The sequence below is a fragment of the Thiolinea disciformis DSM 14473 genome, from assembly GCF_000371925.1.
GTDB lineage: Bacteria > Pseudomonadota > Gammaproteobacteria > Thiotrichales > Thiotrichaceae > Thiolinea > Thiolinea disciformis.
On record NZ_AQVE01000028.1, the window covers coordinates 31,643 to 51,097 of the forward strand.

The window sequence follows — 19,455 nt, forward strand, 5'->3', positions numbered from 1 at the left end:
GACGCTGGCCTTGACCAGCGTCTAGCATTCATCACAGCTCTGACAGCGGTAATATCGCTATGCCATCTTGATCAGTGAGACCTGACGCTTTATCTGGCTGCATAATCACAAACACTTTTTCCGCATTAGCAAATACAAAACGCCCATGCCCTGCATAAGCTTTTTTGTTGACAATAAATGCAGGCAAAGCGACAGGTGTTTCACCGCTCACATAGAAGTCTGTTGAATAATCTTCAATATAAGTATCCCCATTGCCTGCCGCCGCTTGGTGAATCGTAAAGATCTTATTTTCTATATAAAGTGAGCTGAAAGCATGAAGCACACCGCCCTCAAAAGTCGTGATTAAATCGAGATCGCTCAACAGATCATTCGTTTTATACGCTGTGCCACAAGCTGTTAAAAGGCTATATCCGTCTCCTGACATCCATAAATTGCCGCAGGCATCCTGTGTACTATGTGTAATAGTCATTAATTTAGCGGTGCCTGAGCTAATGTCATATTTTTCAAGGAAAGCAGCAGAGACTGTATTTGCAGCACCATACAAAGCAGTTGCCGTTTTATTAGGTACTTTACGCAACTTGGCTAGTGTCGCTTTACGTGTCTTGGTGCTCGCATCAACCGTTACTTTACCCGTGCTAAGTTCAATTGAATAAACCCCTTCAACCCCATCTGCTTTAGGAAACGCATAGGCATAGCCATTATCACTATACACAATATCTAATACTTTATCGTTTACCGGAAAGGTCTTTAATAAGCTCGGTTCTTTGGTCAGGTCGAACTGCGATACTTGCATATTGTGCCCCACCACAACATAAAAACCGTCTGGACTGACTGAAACGCTGGTAGGCACATCAGGTAAAGCCACCACCTGATCCACTTGAGTGACAGGATCATACACATGGAGCTGATTAGGACTGGACGAGACCATAATAATACGATCTTTAGCCACACTAAATTCTGCATCCACCACCTTATAAGCTAATGGGTCGATCTTTCTATGAACTTTGATCGTTGCTGTCGTGGCTGCACTATTCGCAGTACCATCACTGACTTTTAACTGAAACACATAATTACCTACTCGATCAGGCGTAAAGCTAGGTGTTTTAGTGCTGCTATTGGACAAAGTTGCCGTACTACCTTCAGGCATGGACTGGACTAACCAGTGATAGGTCAAAGGGTCATTATTGGCATCACTACTCGCGCTCGCATCTAAAGTGACCAAGGTATTTTGCATCACTTCCTGATCAGACACTCTGGCAATAGGGATTTGATTATCTTTAGAAACGGTTATTTGTACGCTATCGGTACTGGTGTTTTGACCGTCTTTTACCGCTAATTGCAGCTCATAAACCCCGACCACATCAGGTATTAAGCTCACAATTTGCTGGTCACTATTCAACAACTTGGCGTTCGTACTGGCGGTGGGTTGCTTTAGAATACTCCATTTATAAGTCAGAACATCTCCCTCAGGATCAGTGCTGGCTGACATCAGATTGATACTCTCTGTCCCTAAAATTTTCACCGCCAACACTTGATCGGCACCTGCCTTAGCGATAGGCGCTTGGTTGTCTTGAGTAATGGTAATTTTTACTGTATCGCTGGCTAATAACTTGCCATCACTCACATCTAAAGACAACTCATAAACCCCAATCACATCCGGTGTTAGCAACACCGTTTTTTGATCGGTATTCGACAATTTAGCATTACTATTAGGCTGCTTGAGGATAGACCATTTATAAGTCAAGGCATCGCCATCAGGATCGTTGCTGAGTGAAGTAATCGTCACGGAACTAAGGCCGAGCGATGCTACAGCAAGGCTTTGATCGGCACCTGCATCGGCGATTGGCTTTCGATTTTCAAGCGTTGTTAGGTCAGGATTTTTTACAAAAATATCAACCGAATCCATTGGACTATAAACAGCCCCATCATCTACCTTTAGATTAAGCGTATAAGTACCGACTTTATCCGGCACAAAACTCGGATTGACCGTATTCGCATTACTTAGACTAATACTGCTCCCACTGGGTTTAGTCACGAATTCCCAAGTATAACCAAGACTGTCATTATCAGGATCGCTACTGGCACTAGCGTCCAAATTAACCGTTTTCCCTAAATCAATGGTTTGATCCGCCCCCGCTTTAGCAATAGGTGCAGTATTATTTTTAGTGGATGAACTTGAATCACTACCGCCACCACAAGCTGTCAGCATGATGCTTAACAGAAGGGTGAACCATAAGCCCTTTTTTTTCATAGTTGTTGACTCGATTATTTTTATAACTCAACAGAAACACTTGTTGGGCCAGCCCCTGAAAATCCAGCCCATGGCCTATTATAATTAAATTTTATGAAAGGAGTGATTCATTTTTTAATCATTTTTACCTTTAGACCTACACCAGACCCAGTATTCCCTAGTAGTTCTATAAAAATAAAATCTTGTCATTAGTATGATTTTTCTAGCTTTTCTGGAAGTATTTGCCCTTCCCTACAATTTCGCTACACTCTGCGCCTAGTCCAACTAATCTTGATGACAAGGATTCTTCATGAAGTATCAATTTCAGCTCGCACATCCAGCCCAAGTCGCAGCGGATTGTGTGGTGGTAGGTGTTTATAGCCACAGTCAACTCAGTAATGCCGCTGCTCAGCTTGATTCCGCCAGTAATCAGGCCTTAAGTAAGCATTGTGAATATGGCGATTTTACCGGTGAAAAAGGACGTGTCAGCTTGTTATACGAACTCGCTCAGGTAAAAGCCAAGCGTGTTTTATTAGTTGGTTTGGGCGAGCGTGAAAAACTAAATAGTGATGTTATTACACAAGCCACGCAACAGGCCGTTAATCGTCTGAAATTAACGGATGCTGTTAACGTTGTTTCTTTTTTAACGGAGCTTGCCACCCCTGAACATCGCCCCCCCGTGGTTCGCGCAGCGGTGATGAGCGTTGCTGAAGCTTTGTATACCTTTAATACCTACAAAAGCGCCAAAGACGATAATCCGCCCAAACTAGCGACTTGGACCTTGGCGCATACGGATGGGCAAGATTACGCCCAAGCCTTACAACAAGGTGAGGCTATTGCGCAAGGCCAAGCTTTAACCCGTGATCTCGGTAATACGCCCGGCAATGTGTGTACACCCACTTACTTAGCCGAAACAGCAAAAGCCCTCGCTGACGCTAATAGCCGCCTAGAAATTAATGTGCTAGACGAAGAAGCGATGAAAACCTTGGGTATGAACTCATTTTTATCAGTTTCCAAAGGCAGTGATCAGCCCGGCAAGATGGCTTTTATTCATTATCGCGGCACTGCTGAAACTGAGCAGCCATTAGTATTAGTAGGAAAAGGCATCACCTTTGATACGGGGGGTATTTCGCTCAAACCCGGCTTAAATATGGATGAGATGAAATATGACATGTGTGGTGCAGCTACCGTCTTGGGCGTACTTCAAGCCTGTGCGGCGATGAATTTAGCCTTAAATGTGATTGGCGTTGTGGTTGCAGCCGAAAATATGCCCAGTGGCAAAGCCAGTAAGCCAGGCGATATTGTCACCAGCATGTCGGGGAAAACGATTGAAATTCTGAATACTGACGCTGAAGGTCGTTTAGTCTTGTGTGATGCGTTGACTTATGTTGAACGCTTTAATCCAGCGGCGGTGGTGGACATTGCGACCTTGACGGGAGCTTGTATTACGGCCTTAGGACATCATACCTCAGGCTTGATGAGTAATAATGATGCATTAGCCAATGAATTATTAGAAGCTGGAAAACAAGCTTCCGATGAAGCATGGCGTTTACCGCTGGGTGAAAAATACCAAGAGCAACTCAAAAGTAACTTTGCGGATATGGCTAATATTGGTGGGCCTGCGGGCGGTGCCATTACAGCGGCTTGCTTCTTAGCGCGCTTTACCGAAAATTATCCTTGGGCACATTTAGATATTGCTGGAACGGCATGGAAAACTGGTGCTGCAAAAGGCGCAAGTGCACGGCCTGTACCGCTGCTGTGCCAATGGTTATTGAATCGCGCTAATGCCTGAGCCCCTAAAAAAACCCCAGATTGCCTTCTATGTGGGGCAATCTAGTTCACTTTCTGCACGCCTTAGACTGGCTTGTAAGCTAGTCGAAAAAGCTTATGCCCAGCAGCTAAGTACTTATATTTATACCGATAGTCTCGAGACGACGGAACTGTTGGATGATTTACTGTGGACGTATCAAGACACCAGTTTTATTCCGCACAGCACGCTCCCGCGTAAAGACTCGGCTACGTTTATTTTAATCGGCCATACGATACCAGCGGAAAAAAACCTAAATTTTTTAATCAACTTATCGAATCAAATACCTAGCTTTTTCGAACAATTTGAACGTTTTGCCGAAGTCATCGACCAAGAGGAAATGATACTGCGCGCTGGTCGTGATCGTTATCAAACTTACAACAAAAAAGGCTATAATTTAACTTACCATCAGCTACGGTAAGCTAAACTATAATCTACTTTTAATTAACTGCTCTTATGAGTTCACCGATGGCACTACCTATGAATAAACAGGACTTCGATTCCACTATCCGCATTCCGGTTGTGACTGATATTGTTCGCCCAGGAGATGCTGAGATTATTCGTCGCGCCAAAAGTAATATTCCTGACGAAGCTCAACAGCATTTTGAACAAAAACTAAAAGAGCGCATTGCTGAACTACAATCAGCCACCGGCCAAGATGAATATTCAGGCTTAGGTCGTGCTCATGCAATCCGTTCAGAATATCAAGAAGAAGATACACCTCAAGGCACTAGCACTGACAAAGACTTCGAACAACAAATCGACAAGCGCCGCTATGAGTTATTGCGCGAATTGTCTTCGATGTTAAAGTAAAAATTTTCTAACAGCCACGTTATAACGTTATAATCCGCTCTTTTCAGCATTCTTGGCAAAAGAGCGGATATGGATAAGACCTACCAACCTAAAGATATTGAACAACGCCTCTATCAAATGTGGGAGCAACAGGGCTACTTTAAGCCCAGTGGCGTAGGTCAACCTTTCTGTATCATGATCCCACCCCCTAATGTCACGGGCACTTTGCACATGGGGCACGGCTTTAATCAAACCGTGATTGACATTCTCACCCGCTATCACCGCATGCAGGGTAATAATACCTTGTATCAGCCCGGCACTGATCATGCCGGTATTGCTACGCAAATAGTAGTGGAGCGCCGTGTCAATGCGGAAGGTAAAACCCGCCATGATTTTGGACGCAGCGCTTTTATCGAAAAAATCTGGGAATGGAAAGGCGAATCCGGCGATACCATTAATCGTCAATTACGCCGCTTAGGCACATCGCCCGATTGGAGCCGTGAACGCTTTACCATGGATGCCCAGTTATCTGAAGCTGTGATTGAAGTGTTTGTACGTTTACACGAAGAAGGTTTGATCTATCGCGGTAAACGTCTGGTGAACTGGGATCCCGTTTTACACACGGCTGTTTCCGATTTAGAGGTTATTTCCGAAGAAGAAAATGGCTCGATGTGGCATTTCCGTTACCCGATTGCCGATGCGACGGGGCAAGCCACCACGGAATATTTAATCGTTGCCACCACCCGCCCTGAAACCATGCTGGGCGATAGCGCAGTGGCGGTGCATCCGGAGGATGAGCGTTATAAGCATCTGATTGGTAAGCAAGTGATGTTGCCTTTAGTGGGGCGCTTAATTCCCATTGTAGGCGATGAATACGCCGACCCCGAAAAAGGCACCGGCTGCGTTAAGATCACACCGGCACATGATTTCAATGACTATCAGGTAGGTAAACGTCACAACCTTGAGCTGATTAATATTTTCACCAAGGACGCGCATATTAATGAAATCGCACCAGAGAAATATCGTGGTTTGGAGCGTTATGCTGCACGTAAACAAATCGTTGCGGATTTAGATGCGCTCGGTTTATTAGCTGAGATTAAAGATCACAAATTGATGGTGCCACGAGGCGATCGCTCTGGCACAGTGATTGAGCCTTATCTCACTGATCAATGGTATATCGACCTCACACGCGATACTTTGCCTGATGGTCGTTTGGGCGGTAAAGCGGCCTTGGCTCAACCTGCGATTGATGTGGTAGCCAATGGCCAAGTACGCTTCATCCCCAACAATTGGGTGAATACTTATAACCAGTGGATGAATAATCTTGAGGATTGGTGTATCTCACGCCAACTCTGGTGGGGTCATCAAATCCCCGCTTGGTATGATACTGCGGGTACTATCTATGTCGGGCGCAATGAGGCCGAAGTACGCAGCAAGCATAATCTAGCTGCTGAGCTAGAGCTGCGCCAAGATGAAGATGTCTTGGATACGTGGTTCTCCTCTGCACTCTGGCCCTTCTCTACCTTGGGTTGGCCGAACACCGAAGACTCTGCTTTAGCATTCTACCCGACTAGCACCCTCGTCACAGGCTTCGATATCATCTTTTTCTGGGTCGCACGCATGATCATCATGGGCAAAAAGTTCATGGGTGATGTCCCTTTCCATGATGTTTATATTCATGGTCTGGTACGCGATGCAGAAGGTCAGAAAATGTCCAAGTCCAAGGGTAATGTACTCGATCCTTTGGATTTGATTGATGGGATTGATCTTGAGACTTTGGTCAAAAAACGCACCACCGGCCTGATGAATCCTAAGGATGCGCCCAAAATCGAAAAGGCGACGCGTAAGCAATTCCCTGAAGGCATTGAGGCTCACGGTACTGATGCTTTACGCTTTACCTTCGCCTCTTTTGCTACGGCAGGGCGTGATATTCGCTTTGATTTGCAGCGCCTAGAAGGTTATAGGAATTTCTGTAATAAGCTTTGGAATGCAGCGCGCTATGTCTTGATGCAGTGTGAAGAGCAAGATACGGGTTTAGATGAAAGCCTGCCCGTTGAGTTATCGGTGGCTGATCGTTGGATTCGTTCCAAATTACAAACGGTTGAAGCCGAAGTCACCGAGCATTTAGATAATTATCGCTTCGACCTAGCCGCACAAGCCTTGTATGAATTTACTTGGTATGAATACTGCGACTGGTATTTGGAACTCACTAAGCCGGTTCTAAGTAAAAACAATGCCAACGAAGCCGCCAAACGCGGTACACGTCGAACGCTCGTTCGTGTGTTAGAAGTAGCCTTACGCATGCTGCACCCGATTATGCCCTTCATTACGGAAGAAATTTGGCAAAGTCTCAAGGGCTTAGCGGGTAAAACCGGTACTACGCTTATGCTTGAAGCATGGCCGGTAGCGGATCAAAGTAAAATCGATGCGACCGCTGTTACAGAAATTGAATGGCTAAAAACCTTTATCATGGGTATTCGCCGTATTCGCTCAGAAATGGATATTAAACCGGGGCAAGTACTGGATATTCTGCTGCAAAACTGGAGTGCCACGGATCAAGCGCAATATGCCAACACCGAAAAGGAAATCCAAAGCCTCGCTAAAGTCGGCCTAGTGACTTGGCTCACGAAAGAAGCGTCTGCCCCTGAGTCCGCCACTGCTTTAGTCGGTGAAATGCAGATTCTTATTCCTTTGGCGGGTTTGATTGATAAAGACGCGGAACTGGCGCGTTTAAGCAAAGAAATCGAAAAAATCGAAAAGAATTTGGCTGGGGTGGAATCGCGTTTGAATAATCCAGCGTTTGTGGAAAAAGCGCGCCCAGAAGTACTGGAAACCAATAGAAAACAGGCTGAAGAACAAAGGCTAGCCTTGGGCCAATTGCAGGGTCAGTTGGAAAAAATGCGCGCTTTATAAGCGTGTTTGGCAATGGCGATTTTAACAATCGCTATTCATTGCTTTTCTAGAGACTGATAGAGCTGCCTACCCCTTTAATCAGGGCGGGCAGCTGCCTTTATACAGACTTTATCTTAGCTGGAATGAGCTGTTTCCATACCTTCTTGCTTATTCAAACGCACTCGCCACACCAACAAACCAATCAAAATCGCTGTGCACCACAACATCGTTTGCGGTAAGAAACTACTTAGTAGCAAAAGTATGGCAGCGATGGGATAAGCCATTTTCTGGCTCGCGGTTTGCATACGATGCTGCTCATGGCAATACCATAAACCAAGCAAATAAAAGGCCAGTGGGATAGTCAGAATAAGACCTAGCACAGTGTCATTTAAGCTTGCCTTCCCATCTAATATATCGACCGTGGCCGCTAAAGCAGCGCCCACCGCAGCGGCTGAAGAAAAAATTACATAATGTCCATAGCCCCACGCAAAAGCGATATTTTTATTGACTTTTAATAAATCGTGAACCGGCTCATTAAAATAAAGCCACCATAAGCAGAATAAAATGGAGAAGCCAGCCAGCATAAATAAACCACGTTGTAAGCTTATATCGCTAAAGCTATCCGTCGCTTGTAAAGCCAACGACAAGGATAATACTGATTCACCTAATACAATTAAGGTTAGTAAGCCATAACGTTCGGCAATATGGGAAGGGTGCCAAGGTGTACGTCCGGCACTTTGTGCCCACACAGGCGCGGCTAGCTCGATGGCCACCATAATAAAAAATAGCCAAATCGGAATATGATCCAATCCCAAAAAGCTTAACCATCCGATTTGGCAAGCTATAATCCCAATCACATTGCGCATCGCATTGGTGCGTAGCGGCGAATTGACTGATTGTGAATAATAAGTGCGTAGCCATAAACCCACTAAGCCCAAACGCATAATAGAATAGCCTATGATAATGCGTGCCAGACCATGCCCCTCAAACACGTCGGGTACGCCTGAGGCAATGACCAGTGAGCCAAACATCTGAATAAAGACCAGAACGCGATAAGGTGCATCGTCCACATCAAACGCCGAGGCAAACCAAGTGAACCCCATCCACGCCCACCAAATGGCAAAAAATACCATAATGAAACTGATGGAAGCTTCTAACGCATGATTCGCAATAAAACCATGATGCAATTGCGCTGCGGCTGAGGCAATCGCTACCACAAACACTAAATCAAAAAAAAGTTCTAGTGGCGTTGCGGCCCGATGGTGCTGATCGGGAGAACGCCCAAACATATTAAACAGTGATTTCATTATCTTTGTTTCCTTTAAGCTTCCTGACCCACCACAATAAGTCAATCTTGATCAGTTAAGCTAAAACGCTGTGTTTTGAGGGGATTTATATACCAAGATTCCGCCTCGGTACTTGCACAAGCTCCCTATGCTGATAAGCAATAGCCGTATTGTCTTGTTACCAGAACCTACCGAGGCGAAAGAAACGCGCTAGTTTACTCCAATTAAACCAAGTTCTCGCATTTCGTCATTAAGCCGTCATCAAATTAGTATGAACTAGGCAGGAATAATAATGACTGCTAGGTGTGATCAGTTGTGAGTAATAGTTCTCTTGCTAATGCTAAAATAGATACTAACCTTGAGCGCCGCATTCGGCTAAGTATCGTCACAGAAACCTGTTTGCCCGATGTAAATGGCGTGGCTTATACCGTGGATCATTTACTAAAAGGTCTATTGGCCTTACCTGATTATCAGATTCAACTGATTGCTTTAAAGCCTGCTTCTGCACCAACCAACCCTACAGCGACTTATCCGATTGCCCATCCACGCTTACAAGATATTCGTCTCACGGGAATACATCTGCCGTTTTATCCTGAAGTGCGGATAGGTTTACCGCATTATTTTTACCTCAAGCGTTTATGGATAAAGCAACGCCCTGATATGGTACAGATTGTGACCGAAGGCTTATTAGGTTGGGCTGCATTGAAAGCCGCACAAGCCTTGAATATTCCTGTGATTAGTGATTTCCACACTAATTTTGACCAATATACGCAACACTATAAGCTCGGTTTTATCTTCAAACCGATTAATGCTTATTTGCGCGCCTTACACAATCAGACCTTATTAACATTCGTCCCTACACTAGAATTAAAAAATCAGTTACAACAACAAGGCTATCGTCAGTTGGCTTTGCTGAGTCGTGGGATTGATACCCAACGGTTTAATCCGCAACGCCGCCAAGCCGTGCTACGTGAACACTGGGGTGTCAGTCCTGAACAATTAGTGGTAATTCTAGTCACCCGTTTAGCCGCAGAGAAAAATCTAGATTTAGCCTTCCATGCCTTTCGTGAGATTCAACGCCAAACACCTGAGGCGAGATTGGTAATCGTCGGTGATGGACCTGAACGTCAACGTTTACAAAGTCTCCACCCAGATGCTTTGTTTGTCGGTATGCAGCGTGGTGACGCTTTGGCGGAACATTATGCCAGTGGTGATCTGTTTCTATATCCTAGCCTTAGCGAAACCTATGGCAATGTGATTGTCGAAGCCATGGCCAGCGGTTTACCTGTTTTGTGTTTTAATTATGCCGCAGGACGCAAGCATATTCGCACGGGAGACAATGGTTGGACGGTACCAGTAGGGGATACACAGGCCTTTATAAAAGCTAGTATCCATCTTGCTCAACAGCCAGCCTTGCGACAACGTTTAGGCGAGCAAGCGGTGGTGAGTGTGGCTACTCTAAGCTGGCAAGCTGTTATACAGCAATTTGATCAATCTATTCAAACCCTCTTATCACTGTTGAACGCATCTGAAGAAAAAACCAATACCCCTGAGTTTCATCAAAACTTCATAAGACAGTCATCGCCCTGCAGCTAAGCCATTACAAAATAAATCTATCTACGCTAGCCAAGAGGTATGATTTATGGTCTTTCTACAAAAATTAAATGGACGTGAAATTCCAGTTTGTCTGCTCTTTAATCGGGTGAATCATATCAAGGCAGTAAGTCAAGGTTTTGCCCTGATCAGTCGTTTAGGAAATGGAGTGTTTTGGTATAGTTTAATGCTGGTTCTTCCCTTACTTTACGGCAAACTAGGTCTACAAGCGGCATTACATATGTTAGTTGTCGGCTTAGTAGGGGTAGTGATTTACAAACTGTTAAAAACAAAAACCCATCGTGTGCGCCCCTATCATTATAACAGTTCTATTTTTCAAAACGTGGCTGCACTCGATCAGTTTAGTTTCCCATCAGGGCACACCTTACACGCTGTGAGTTTTACAGGCATTGCGTTGCATTATTTTCCCACCCTAGCGATTGTCTTACTACCCTTTACGTTGTTGGTGTCACTATCTCGCGTGGTATTGGGTTTGCATTATCCTAGTGATGTGTTAATGGGAGCACTCATAGGAGTTGCATTGGCACAAGGTAGTTTGCTCGGGTTGGCATAAAGGGGGAACTATGAATTATGAATACGGTACTACCTTATACGGTAGCCTAGTTCGCCTAGAACCCTTAAGCCTTCAACATATGCCTGATTTACTACAAGCCGCTCAGCATGAAAGCCTATGGCGCTATATGTTTTATGGCAATTTGGCAGAGCCCCATTATATGCAGGCCTTTATTGTTAGCGCTTTACAATTAAAAGCAGCAGGGAGTGATATGCCCTTTGCAGTAATCGAGGTAAACACGGGTAGAGCGATAGGTAGTACGCGGTTTCGTGATATTTGTATGAAACACTTGAAACTAGAAATTGGCGGCACTTGGTATGCACCTGATTATCACCGCACAGGCGTCAATCTGGAGTGTAAATATTTATTGCTCCGTTATGCTTTTGAAAGTTTAGGGATGCTGCGGGTACAGTTTAAAACGGATGTTCGTAATCAAGCTTCACGCCAATCCTTAGAAAAACTGGGTGCTAGTTTAGAGGGTATATTACGACGGAGTGCGGTAATGCCCGATGGAGTGATACGCGATACAGCGGTTTATAGTATTTTGGATACCGAGTGGGGAGAGCTTGAAGGGCGTTTACGCGAGCGCTTACAGGTATCTAGAACACCTGTAAACACCTTCCACAGTTTGGGAGTCCTTGAAAGCAAGCTGCTTCCCAACTATATAAATCCTATAACATGGTCGATAATGCTCTAGCATATTAGCTAACCTAAGTTCGACGTAAGCAATCCTCTAATGAATAGCAACTAACGCACTGGCGTTTAAGTTTAAAGTGGGCTTCTTCGCTTGATAGTACTAGGTACTCAATCTTGCCATGAACTGAGCGATAGAGTGAGGCAAGAAGCGATGGCGATAATGTTTCATTTGGGATTGATGTTTCAACTGATCGTTAATGATTTCGATGATCAAACGTTTTCACAAGCCTGTTGATCAACGGTAGAACGGACAACTTTTTCATATTGCTTCGCAGTGACGTAATCCACTTAATACCTTGCTGTGCTAGGCGTTGAGCTAAATCGCTCGAGAGCTAGCCCGCATCGCCAAACACTTTGCCGAGACCGGATTGCATCAAAAATTGATCCTAAACTAGCAGAATAGCGACAGGAAACTAATGACCTAGTTTATAGAGGTTCTACAGATAGGAAGGTTTAAGCGATGAAAAAATTAGTTTTAATCTTAATAGTAGCGTTGAGTAGTAGTTTAAATAGCGGGGCGAGCTATGCAGATGAGTGCGATGCGAGTTCAAGTACAGTCGAACTTAAGGATTGTGTGTTTAAAACTTATCAGAAAGCTGATAAAGATCTGAATCAAGCCTATCAACGATTGCTAGCTAAGCTAACGGACACTACGCATAAGAAAGTTTTGAAAACAGCACAATTGGCTTGGTTAAAGTATCGGGATGCACACTGCGAATACGAGGCTTATTTAAATAGGGGTGGTACCGCTTATAGTGTCTATTATACTTCTTGTTTAAGCCATCTCACCGAAGAGCGAAGTCAGTTGCTAAAAGCCAGTTTGCAAGACCATTCTTAGTGAAACCTAATTTTTGTAGAAAAATTAGTTAACCTGAGTTCGACGGAAGCCATCCCCTAATAACCTGTTGCCTAGTCTAACCACTTGTTAGACTAGGCTGAAAACGCCTAGACTTTTTGACAGCTAAATAACATTGGAGAGGCAAACTGTTTGAGTCTTAAAGACCTAAGCCTTCATCCAAGCCGAGCATGATATTCATATTCTGAATCGCTGCACTGCTTGCGCCTTTGCCTAAATTATCCAAGCGTGCCACCACTAAAACTTGTGACTGATCAGTTGATTCATACACGTAAATTTCGCAATTATTCGTGCCATTTAAGTTAGAAATATTCAGGAACTTGTCTTGCTCAAGATCATGCTCTTTCACTTGAATGAAGGTTTCACCTTGATAATGAGCTTGGTAAAGTTGCTTAATCGTTTGGCTGGTTGCATTTAGTTCGGCTTTATCAAACGCAGCTAACACAATCATGCCTTGGCGAATCGGCACAACACTAGGAATAAAGCTTGGGCGGCGTTTTAACTGGCTGTACTTGACGATTTCTGGAATGTGCTTGTGGTTAAAGTCTAAACCATATAAGGCTAAAGCAGGGGGGACTTCACCCGATTCATAAGTATTAATCATTGCATTGCCACCACCAGAGTAACCTGAGTAACCATTCAGATGAATCGCAGTACTTGCCGGCAGCAAACCTTGTTCACTTAAAGGATTGAGCAATAAAATTGCACCAGTGGCATAGCAGCCGGGGTTAGAAACGTATTGAGCAGTTTTAATTAGGCTACGTTGGTTTTTATTGAGTTCCGGTAAACCATAAACCCATTTGGCATCAACCCGATGAGCAGAACTAGCATCAATGACGCGCGTATCCATTTGATACAAATCAGCAGCAACCTCTTTAGACGCAGCATCAGGTAAGCATAAAAATACAATATCAGCTTCCTGCATTAAGGCTTTACGCGCATTAATGTCTTTACGTGCTTCTGTTGCTATTTCAATGACTTGCACATGGGAGTGATATTCTAATTTTTCTCTGATTTGCAGCCCTGTGGTACCGTGTTGTCCATCAATAAAGACTTTTAATTTGTTGCGCATGGTTTGTCTCAGCAAGGTAAAGAGCGCTTATTATAATCAAAACTAGGCATTAGGCTAAAAATAGGCTGTGTGGTGCAGTGTTAAGTACTGTATTAAGGACGTGAAGCAAAATTGCACTCACCACTGGAAATAAAGCCCTTTGCAGGAGGAGGGACAATAGGTTTTAAATTGCCAGTGATGATGCAAAATCAAATTTAGGGAGCAGGGATAGTCAGCTGTTTTTGTACGCCTAATCCTTCAATGCCTAACTCCATCCGATCGCCTGCTTTGAGGTAAATCGGATGAGGTTTTTGTCCTAAACCCACACCTGGGGGCGTACCCGTCGAGATAATATCGCCTGCTTGTAAACTCATGAATTGCGATAAGTAAGCCACAATAAAGGGGACTTGATAAATCATGGTTTTAGTCGAGCCGTTTTGAAAGCGTTTGCCATTCACTTCTAAGTACATACTCAAATTGTGCGGGTTAGGCACTTCATCTTTTGTGACTAAATAAGGGCCGATGGGACCAAAGGTGTCACACGATTTACCCTTGACCCACTGCCCTGAACGCTTTAATTGAAAATCGCGCTCAGACAAATCATTCACTACGCAATAACCCGCAATATGATCATAAGCCTGTGCTTCAGTAATGTATTTTGCATCCTTGCCTATGACGACACCCAATTCCACTTCCCAATCAGTCGCAGTAGAATGACGCGGAATTTCAATATCATCATTCGCTCCACAAATTGCAGAAGTCGCTTTAAAGAAAATCACCGGTTCGGGCGGCACTTCCATATTGGATTCAGCAGCGTGGTCGGAATAATTCAGACCAATGCAAATAAATTTACCTACGCGATTCACGCACGCGCCGTAACGTGGATTACCTTCCACAATAGGCAAACTATTGATATCTAAAGCAGCAATTTTAGCTAAGCCTGCTTTACTGATTGTACTGCCATCAATATCGCTAATATGCGCCGACAAATCACGAATCTTGCCATCTGCATCTAAAATAGCGGGTTTTTCCGAGCCTTTTGCGCCATAACGTAATAATTTCATTGTACTGATCCTTAATTTGCCCAACCGCCATCAATAATATGCACTTGTCCAGTGGTGAAACTGCTTTCATCGCTACCTAAGTACACCGCTAAAGCAGCAATTTCATTGGCATCCCCTACACGCCCCATCGGTTGACGCGCAATAAAGGCTTTCATCGCAGCTTCATAATCACCGGTAGCCCGTAAACGCTCATGCAGCGAGGGACTATCCACTGTGCCAGGGCAAATCGCATTACAACGTATTCCTTTGGTCACAAAGTCGGCGGCAATCGCTTTGGTTAAACCAATTACAGCGGCTTTACTGCTGCAATATACGAAGCGATTGGGCACACCTTTAATGGATGATGCCACCGAGGACATATTGATGATTGAACCTTTGCCACGCTCTAGCATTGAGGGAAGTATTAATTTGCATAGACGGTACATAGCTTTAGCATTGAGATTAAAGGAGAAATCCCAATCTTTTTCTTCACATTCGAGTATCGAGCCAGCATGGACGAAGCCCGCGCAATTAAACAAAATATCCAATGGAGGCAAGGATTGCACGGCTTGCGTGACTGCTTCTGCATTGGTCACATCGAGTTGTAGTGTGTGCACATTAGGCAAGTTCTTTTGCTTCAGCATTTCTAAAGCTTGCGCATTAATATCAGCAGCATACACTGTTGCCCCTTCACGAGCATAGGCGTCAACGGTGGCCAAACCAATGCCTTGTGCGGCAGCAGTAATCAGGGCGATTTTGCCCGCTAAACGTTGATGATTAGTCATGGTGAAAAACTTCCTCCATCATACTCCAGTGTTCCCCTTCAGCGCGGCTCATTAATGGTGTTTGACAAGGATCAGTAAGTTTCCACCATGCTTGTGTTTTGAAATCTGCTGAAATCTTCGCCATATCCGCCTTAAAATCCGTGCCGTGATATTCCCAATAACCAAATAACAAGTTTTCGGGTTCACGTAAGAAAATGCTGTAATTCTTGATATTGGCTTCGGAAATCTTTGCCAGCACTTCAGACCAAGCGGCCGCGTGTAAGCGTTTATACTCAACAATTTGTTCTGGTTTTATGCCAATCACCATCCCCATGCGTTGCATCACAGCTTCTCCGTGCTTTTTGCCATCAACAAGCGTTGTGAATTGCACTTATACCTGAATCACTTTTGTATAATGCTATTCATGTTGAAAAAGCGCAATTCAACTCAAATATGAATATTGAATTTATATTTGAGTTGTTAGACTGTCAACTGTAAAATCTAAACATCTCGTAAAAGGACAAAAAATGGCGAATTTTGAGCTAGATAATGCCAATGATGATAAGTATCGAGCGCCTGCCTTAGAGAAAGGACTGGATATTCTTGAATTATTATCGAATTACTCTCAGGGCTTATCTCAAGTCGAAATAGCCAAAGCACTTGGGCGCTCCCCCAATGAAATCTATCGCATGTTAACCGTGTTAGTGCGGCGCGGTTACATTGTGAAAAGTCAGGGCGAGCGCTATGAATTAAGTATGAAACTGTTCGTTGTAGCACATCGTCATCCACCTTTAAGGCGTTTGGTGGAACAAGCGACTCCTTTAATGCGTGAAGCAACTATTCAAGCGCAACAATCGGCTCACATGGGTGTTTATGATCGCGGTGAATTCATTATTAATGCCGTCGTGGAATCACCGGTGGCATGGGGTTTGGCAATGCGCGTGGGAGCAGTGGTTGGTTTGTATAATACCGGCACGGGACGGATTTTAGCAGCCTTTTCCTCGCCAGAACGCCTTGACGATATGATCACCCAGCATAAACGTGTGCCGGGCGAACCTGTGATGGATAGAACAGCGTTTGAAAAAATATTAGAGCGCATTCGTCAGCAAGGTTATGAGGAAATGCCGAGTGGCACGACCTTAGGCGTTACCAATTTAGCTTTCCCTATTTTAGGGTACGACGGGGAAGCGATTGCCACGTTAAGCTGCCCTTATTTAATACGTATTGATGAATTGCCTTGCCCGTCAATGGAAGAGGTCAAAGCTATCTTTGCTGAGGTGGCGCGTAAATTATCTTTTAGTTAATTGCTCAAAGAGGGGGAGAGCTTATGCCATTAACCAAACGTGTGATTCCATGTGCACTAACCAAGCTAAGCATCACCACCTTGGGTTTAGGAGGCGCTGCCTTAGGCGGCCTCTATAGTGGCGTCAAACGTGATGATGCAGTGCAAACCATTCAAAATGCCTTAGCCGCACAAATCAATTATGTGGATACCGCACCTTACTATGGTTTTGGTTATTCAGAACGGGTCATCGGCGATGTATTGCGCGATCGATCTTCTGCTACTCAGCCTTATGTACTATCCACCAAAGTGGGACGTCTGCTTAAAGCAGGCGCAGTGGAGAATCCGGCAGCTTATGGCTGGCCTAATGGTTTGCCATTCACCCCTGTGTTTGATTATTCCTATGATGCGGTGATGCGTTCGTTTGAAGATAGCTTGCAGCGTCTTGGCCTTGCCCAGATTGATATTCTTTACATGCATGATATTGGTGCTTTTACCCATGGTGCTGAGCATGACAAACACTTTACCGCTGCGATGACCAGTGGTTACAAAGCCTTGGATGAATTACGTCGTGCGAGACTTATCAAAGCTTTCGGCATTGGTGTAAACGAATGGGAAGTATGCAAAGCTGTATTAGATTATGGTCAATGGGATGTCTTGTTATTAGCAGGGCGTTATACCTTATTAGAACAACAAGCCGCTGATACCTTATTCCCCGCTTGTAAAGCGGCGAATACCTCGATTGTGGTGGGAGGGCCTTTTAATTCAGGTATTTTGGTGGGAGGCGATACATGGAATTATGGCAAAGCACCTGCCGATATTATTAATAAAGTCGAGCAACTCAAGGTGATCTGCCAACAGTATCAAGTCAGTTTACCCGCTGCTGCCTTGCAATTCCCCTTAGCCCATGAGCGGGTGGTGAGTGTGATCCCTGGCGCGCGTAATTCGCAAGAATTAGCGCAAATTTTGGAATGGACGCAACAAACTATTCCGAATGAGTTTTGGCAGGCACTCAAACAACAAGGCTTATTAGCAGAACATATTCCCACACCACACGAGAATCTTTACTGGCAAGCCTAATTCATCCAAGTAAGGAGGTAAGTTATGCATTCAACACCACCCAAGACGCCACGCATTGATGCACATCAGCATTTTTGGCGTATAGCGCGCGGTGATTATAGTTGGTTGACGCCAAGTCTGGGTGTGTTGTATCAGGACTTTCTGCCTGACCAGCTCAAGCCCCTGTTAGATCAACAGGGTATTGAGGGTACGGTGTTAGTGCAAGCTGCGGATACCTTAGCCGAAACGCATTATATGCTAGGATTTGCTGAACAATACGATTGGATTTTGGGCATAGTGGGTTGGGTGGATATGGATCAAGCTGAGGCGGTCGAGCAGATTGAGTTATTAACCCAACATCCTAAGTTAGTCGGTATTCGCCCTATGATTCAGGATATTCCTGACCCTGATTGGATGTTAGCGCCACACCTTGCACCTGCGTTCCAAGCCTTGATCGATCATGATTTATGCTTTGATGCACTGGTACACCCCAAACACTTAGCGAATTTACTTACTCTGCTAAAGCGCTACCCTAAACTGAAGTGTGTCATTGATCACGGCGCAAAACCTGCCATTCACGTCCAACAGTTTGAGGATTGGGCAGCTGCAATGCGTCACTTAGCCAGTGAAACACAAACCTATTGCAAACTATCGGGCTTAGTGACCGAAGCGGGTCAGGATTGGAATCAAGAACAGTTAAAGCCTTATGTAGACTTTTTACTAGAGACCTTTGGCGCAGAACGCCTCATGTTCGGCAGTGATTGGCCTGTATTGAAGTTAGCCAGCGACTATGCAGAGTGGGTGCAAACCGTAGAGGCGTTCACGAACACACTGAGTGCAAGTGAGCAAGCGAGTGTGTGGGGGGGAAGTGCTAAGGGGTTTTATGGGTTATAGATGGATATTAATATTTGTTATTGCTCAGAATACTTATTATTGACCAACTTACGGAACTGATCTATCTTCTAAATACTTCAAAGTATATTCTCTTATTTCACTAAACATGGAATTTATTTTAGTAGGTGCTTGTTCTAGATAATATTCAATTCTGATTTCTTCTTCTTTTGAAAAGGCTCTGACATCAGCATTTTGGACTATGTCTTTAATACCTAATAATCTATCAGGAATTCCTATATCTCTGAGTAGCCCTTCGATTTTATGTGTATTAGAGCTTGTTGAAATAAAAGGTTTTTTCAACATTACCAAAAAGCAAGTCATATGAAAGAAACCAGTAATAGCAAAGCTATGAGTCTCTATTAAACGGTCATGATTTAAAGGAGTTGAAGAAGCGTCTTTCGATACAGGTTCCAATGACTTTGTCATGAATCTCGATAGACTTAGAAAAACAGATCGTCTTGCGTGCTAGACGTTTAATCCAAATCCTCAAATTCAGGTTTTGCCGTTCAATGCTTTGTGTGTAGCGCTTAGTGATTAAATGCTTATCTTCAGGCAATAAACGCTCATAAGCGCCCCAATCATCCGTGCAATACAATGCCAGTTTGAAAGGTGTCAACCGTTCCAAGAGTTGCTTCA

19 protein-coding genes are annotated in these 19,455 nt (G+C 44.3%); 11 read left to right on the forward strand and 8 right to left on the reverse strand.

All coding sequences use genetic code 11. The features are described 5' to 3' along the window. Positions 1 to 31: 31 nt before the first annotated feature. Positions 32 to 2,251: a PKD domain-containing protein gene (locus A3IE_RS0116935; RefSeq protein WP_020396819.1), complete on the reverse strand. Its 2,220-nt coding sequence runs from the start codon at positions 2,249 to 2,251 to the stop codon at positions 32 to 34. A gap of 289 nt (positions 2,252 to 2,540) precedes the next feature. Here A3IE_RS0116935 and A3IE_RS0116945 point away from each other — a divergent pair, with 289 nt between their 5' ends. The 4 genes from A3IE_RS0116945 to A3IE_RS0116960 all read left to right on the forward strand — a co-directional run bounded on the left by A3IE_RS0116945 (position 2,541) and on the right by A3IE_RS0116960 (position 7,742). Then, positions 2,541 to 4,022 carry a leucyl aminopeptidase gene (locus A3IE_RS0116945; RefSeq protein WP_020396820.1) on the forward strand — a complete coding sequence of 494 codons (1,482 nt, stop codon included), beginning with the start codon at positions 2,541 to 2,543 and terminating at the stop codon, positions 4,020 to 4,022. Beyond that, positions 4,015 to 4,458, forward strand: a complete 444-nt coding sequence (locus A3IE_RS0116950) for a DNA polymerase III subunit chi (RefSeq protein ID WP_020396821.1) — start codon at positions 4,015 to 4,017, stop codon at positions 4,456 to 4,458. Before A3IE_RS0116945 ends, A3IE_RS0116950 begins: the two co-directional genes overlap by 8 nt. 59 nt (positions 4,459 to 4,517) lie before the next feature. Continuing rightward, a complete protein-coding gene (locus A3IE_RS0116955; RefSeq protein ID WP_110721578.1) occupies positions 4,518 to 4,850 on the forward strand; it encodes a hypothetical protein in 333 nt (110 codons plus the stop codon). Between the two features lie 69 nt (positions 4,851 to 4,919). Continuing rightward, positions 4,920 to 7,742, forward strand: coding sequence for a valine--tRNA ligase (locus tag A3IE_RS0116960; protein WP_020396823.1), 2,823 nt, complete (start codon positions 4,920 to 4,922; stop codon positions 7,740 to 7,742). A 113-nt stretch (positions 7,743 to 7,855) separates the two neighbouring features. On the opposite strand, the gene A3IE_RS21135 is transcribed toward A3IE_RS0116960, so the two are convergent. After that, positions 7,856 to 9,028 carry a low temperature requirement protein A gene (locus tag A3IE_RS21135; RefSeq protein ID WP_020396824.1) on the reverse strand — a complete coding sequence of 391 codons (1,173 nt, stop codon included), beginning with the start codon at positions 9,026 to 9,028 and terminating at the stop codon, positions 7,856 to 7,858. Positions 9,029 to 9,322: 294 nt separating this feature from the next. Between A3IE_RS21135 and A3IE_RS0116970 the strand changes: the two genes are divergently transcribed. The 4 genes from A3IE_RS0116970 (at position 9,323) to A3IE_RS21140 (ending at position 12,708) form a co-directional block, all read left to right on the forward strand. Next, a complete protein-coding gene (locus tag A3IE_RS0116970) occupies positions 9,323 to 10,603 on the forward strand; it encodes a glycosyltransferase family 4 protein (RefSeq protein ID WP_020396825.1) in 1,281 nt (426 codons plus the stop codon). Positions 10,604 to 10,649: 46 nt separating this feature from the next. Further along, entirely contained in the window at positions 10,650 to 11,174 is a 525-nt protein-coding gene (locus A3IE_RS0116975) for a phosphatase PAP2 family protein (RefSeq protein ID WP_020396826.1), read from the forward strand. A 10-nt stretch (positions 11,175 to 11,184) separates the two neighbouring features. Next, positions 11,185 to 11,871, forward strand: a complete 687-nt coding sequence (locus tag A3IE_RS0116980; protein ID WP_020396827.1) for a GNAT family N-acetyltransferase — start codon at positions 11,185 to 11,187, stop codon at positions 11,869 to 11,871. 459 nt (positions 11,872 to 12,330) lie between these two features. Beyond that, a complete protein-coding gene (locus tag A3IE_RS21140; RefSeq protein WP_020396828.1) occupies positions 12,331 to 12,708 on the forward strand; it encodes a lysozyme inhibitor LprI family protein in 378 nt (125 codons plus the stop codon). 157 nt (positions 12,709 to 12,865) lie between these two features. On the opposite strand, the gene argC is transcribed toward A3IE_RS21140, so the two are convergent. The 4 genes from argC to A3IE_RS0117005 form a co-directional block, all read right to left on the reverse strand. Continuing rightward, the gene (gene argC, locus A3IE_RS0116990) at positions 12,866 to 13,798 is read right to left on the reverse strand and encodes an N-acetyl-gamma-glutamyl-phosphate reductase (RefSeq protein WP_020396829.1); all 933 of its coding nucleotides are present in this window, start codon (positions 13,796 to 13,798) and stop codon (positions 12,866 to 12,868) included. A 194-nt stretch (positions 13,799 to 13,992) separates the two neighbouring features. Continuing rightward, positions 13,993 to 14,841: a fumarylacetoacetate hydrolase family protein gene (locus A3IE_RS0116995; RefSeq protein WP_020396830.1), complete on the reverse strand. Its 849-nt coding sequence runs from the start codon at positions 14,839 to 14,841 to the stop codon at positions 13,993 to 13,995. Between the two features lie 11 nt (positions 14,842 to 14,852). Beyond that, positions 14,853 to 15,605 (reverse strand): SDR family oxidoreductase, encoded by a 753-nt coding sequence (locus A3IE_RS0117000; RefSeq protein ID WP_020396831.1) that lies wholly within the window; start codon positions 15,603 to 15,605, stop codon positions 14,853 to 14,855. Continuing rightward, complete coding sequence (locus A3IE_RS0117005) at positions 15,598 to 15,927, reverse strand: L-rhamnose mutarotase (protein ID WP_020396832.1); 330 nt, start codon at positions 15,925 to 15,927, stop codon at positions 15,598 to 15,600. The genes A3IE_RS0117000 and A3IE_RS0117005 overlap by 8 nt, the downstream gene beginning before the upstream one ends. Positions 15,928 to 16,111: 184 nt before the next feature. Between A3IE_RS0117005 and A3IE_RS0117010 the strand changes: the two genes are divergently transcribed. From A3IE_RS0117010 to A3IE_RS0117020, 3 genes are read left to right on the forward strand one after another with little or no spacing between them, the layout of a single operon-like run. Beyond that, positions 16,112 to 16,888, forward strand: a complete 777-nt coding sequence (locus tag A3IE_RS0117010; RefSeq protein WP_020396833.1) for an IclR family transcriptional regulator — start codon at positions 16,112 to 16,114, stop codon at positions 16,886 to 16,888. A gap of 23 nt (positions 16,889 to 16,911) precedes the next feature. Further along, positions 16,912 to 17,946, forward strand: coding sequence for an aldo/keto reductase (locus A3IE_RS0117015; protein WP_020396834.1), 1,035 nt, complete (start codon positions 16,912 to 16,914; stop codon positions 17,944 to 17,946). Between the two features lie 24 nt (positions 17,947 to 17,970). Beyond that, entirely contained in the window at positions 17,971 to 18,819 is an 849-nt protein-coding gene (locus tag A3IE_RS0117020; RefSeq protein WP_020396835.1) for an amidohydrolase family protein, read from the forward strand. 48 nt (positions 18,820 to 18,867) lie between these two features. Here A3IE_RS0117020 and A3IE_RS0117025 read toward each other — a convergent pair whose 3' ends face one another. Both A3IE_RS0117025 and A3IE_RS0117030 read right to left on the reverse strand, forming a co-directional pair. Then, on the reverse strand, positions 18,868 to 19,245 hold the full coding sequence (locus A3IE_RS0117025) for a hypothetical protein (RefSeq protein ID WP_169333065.1): 378 nt from the start codon (positions 19,243 to 19,245) through the stop codon (positions 18,868 to 18,870). After that, the coding region (locus A3IE_RS0117030; RefSeq protein WP_020396837.1) for an IS1 family transposase at positions 19,187 to 19,455 on the reverse strand (269 nt) is incomplete at its 5' end. The genes A3IE_RS0117030 and A3IE_RS0117025, both read right to left, overlap by 59 nt.

Excerpts from the sequence above, each read along its gene's own strand:
- A3IE_RS0116995 (WP_020396830.1), bottom strand. The coding sequence starts at position 14,841 with ATGAAATTATTACGTTATGGCGCAAAAGGCTCGGAAAAACCCGCTATT.
- argC (WP_020396829.1), bottom strand. The coding sequence starts at position 13,798 with ATGCGCAACAAATTAAAAGTCTTTATTGATGGACAACACGGTACCACA.
- A3IE_RS0117020 (WP_020396835.1), top strand. The coding sequence starts at position 17,971 with ATGCATTCAACACCACCCAAGACGCCACGCATTGATGCACATCAGCAT.
- A3IE_RS0117000 (WP_020396831.1), bottom strand. The coding sequence starts at position 15,605 with ATGACTAATCATCAACGTTTAGCGGGCAAAATCGCCCTGATTACTGCT.
- A3IE_RS0117015 (WP_020396834.1), top strand. The coding sequence starts at position 16,912 with ATGCCATTAACCAAACGTGTGATTCCATGTGCACTAACCAAGCTAAGC.
- A3IE_RS0117010 (WP_020396833.1), top strand. The coding sequence starts at position 16,112 with ATGGCGAATTTTGAGCTAGATAATGCCAATGATGATAAGTATCGAGCG.
- A3IE_RS0116950 (WP_020396821.1), top strand. The coding sequence starts at position 4,015 with ATGCCTGAGCCCCTAAAAAAACCCCAGATTGCCTTCTATGTGGGGCAA.
- A3IE_RS0116980 (WP_020396827.1), top strand. The coding sequence starts at position 11,185 with ATGAATTATGAATACGGTACTACCTTATACGGTAGCCTAGTTCGCCTA.
- A3IE_RS21135 (WP_020396824.1), bottom strand. The coding sequence starts at position 9,028 with ATGAAATCACTGTTTAATATGTTTGGGCGTTCTCCCGATCAGCACCAT.
- A3IE_RS0116955 (WP_110721578.1), top strand. The coding sequence starts at position 4,518 with ATGAATAAACAGGACTTCGATTCCACTATCCGCATTCCGGTTGTGACT.
- A3IE_RS0117025 (WP_169333065.1), bottom strand. The coding sequence starts at position 19,245 with ATGACAAAGTCATTGGAACCTGTATCGAAAGACGCTTCTTCAACTCCT.
- A3IE_RS0117005 (WP_020396832.1), bottom strand. The coding sequence starts at position 15,927 with ATGCAACGCATGGGGATGGTGATTGGCATAAAACCAGAACAAATTGTT.
- A3IE_RS0116935 (WP_020396819.1), bottom strand. The coding sequence starts at position 2,251 with ATGAAAAAAAAGGGCTTATGGTTCACCCTTCTGTTAAGCATCATGCTG.
- A3IE_RS0116960 (WP_020396823.1), top strand. The coding sequence starts at position 4,920 with ATGGATAAGACCTACCAACCTAAAGATATTGAACAACGCCTCTATCAA.
- A3IE_RS21140 (WP_020396828.1), top strand. The coding sequence starts at position 12,331 with ATGAAAAAATTAGTTTTAATCTTAATAGTAGCGTTGAGTAGTAGTTTA.
- A3IE_RS0116945 (WP_020396820.1), top strand. The coding sequence starts at position 2,541 with ATGAAGTATCAATTTCAGCTCGCACATCCAGCCCAAGTCGCAGCGGAT.
- A3IE_RS0116975 (WP_020396826.1), top strand. The coding sequence starts at position 10,650 with ATGGTCTTTCTACAAAAATTAAATGGACGTGAAATTCCAGTTTGTCTG.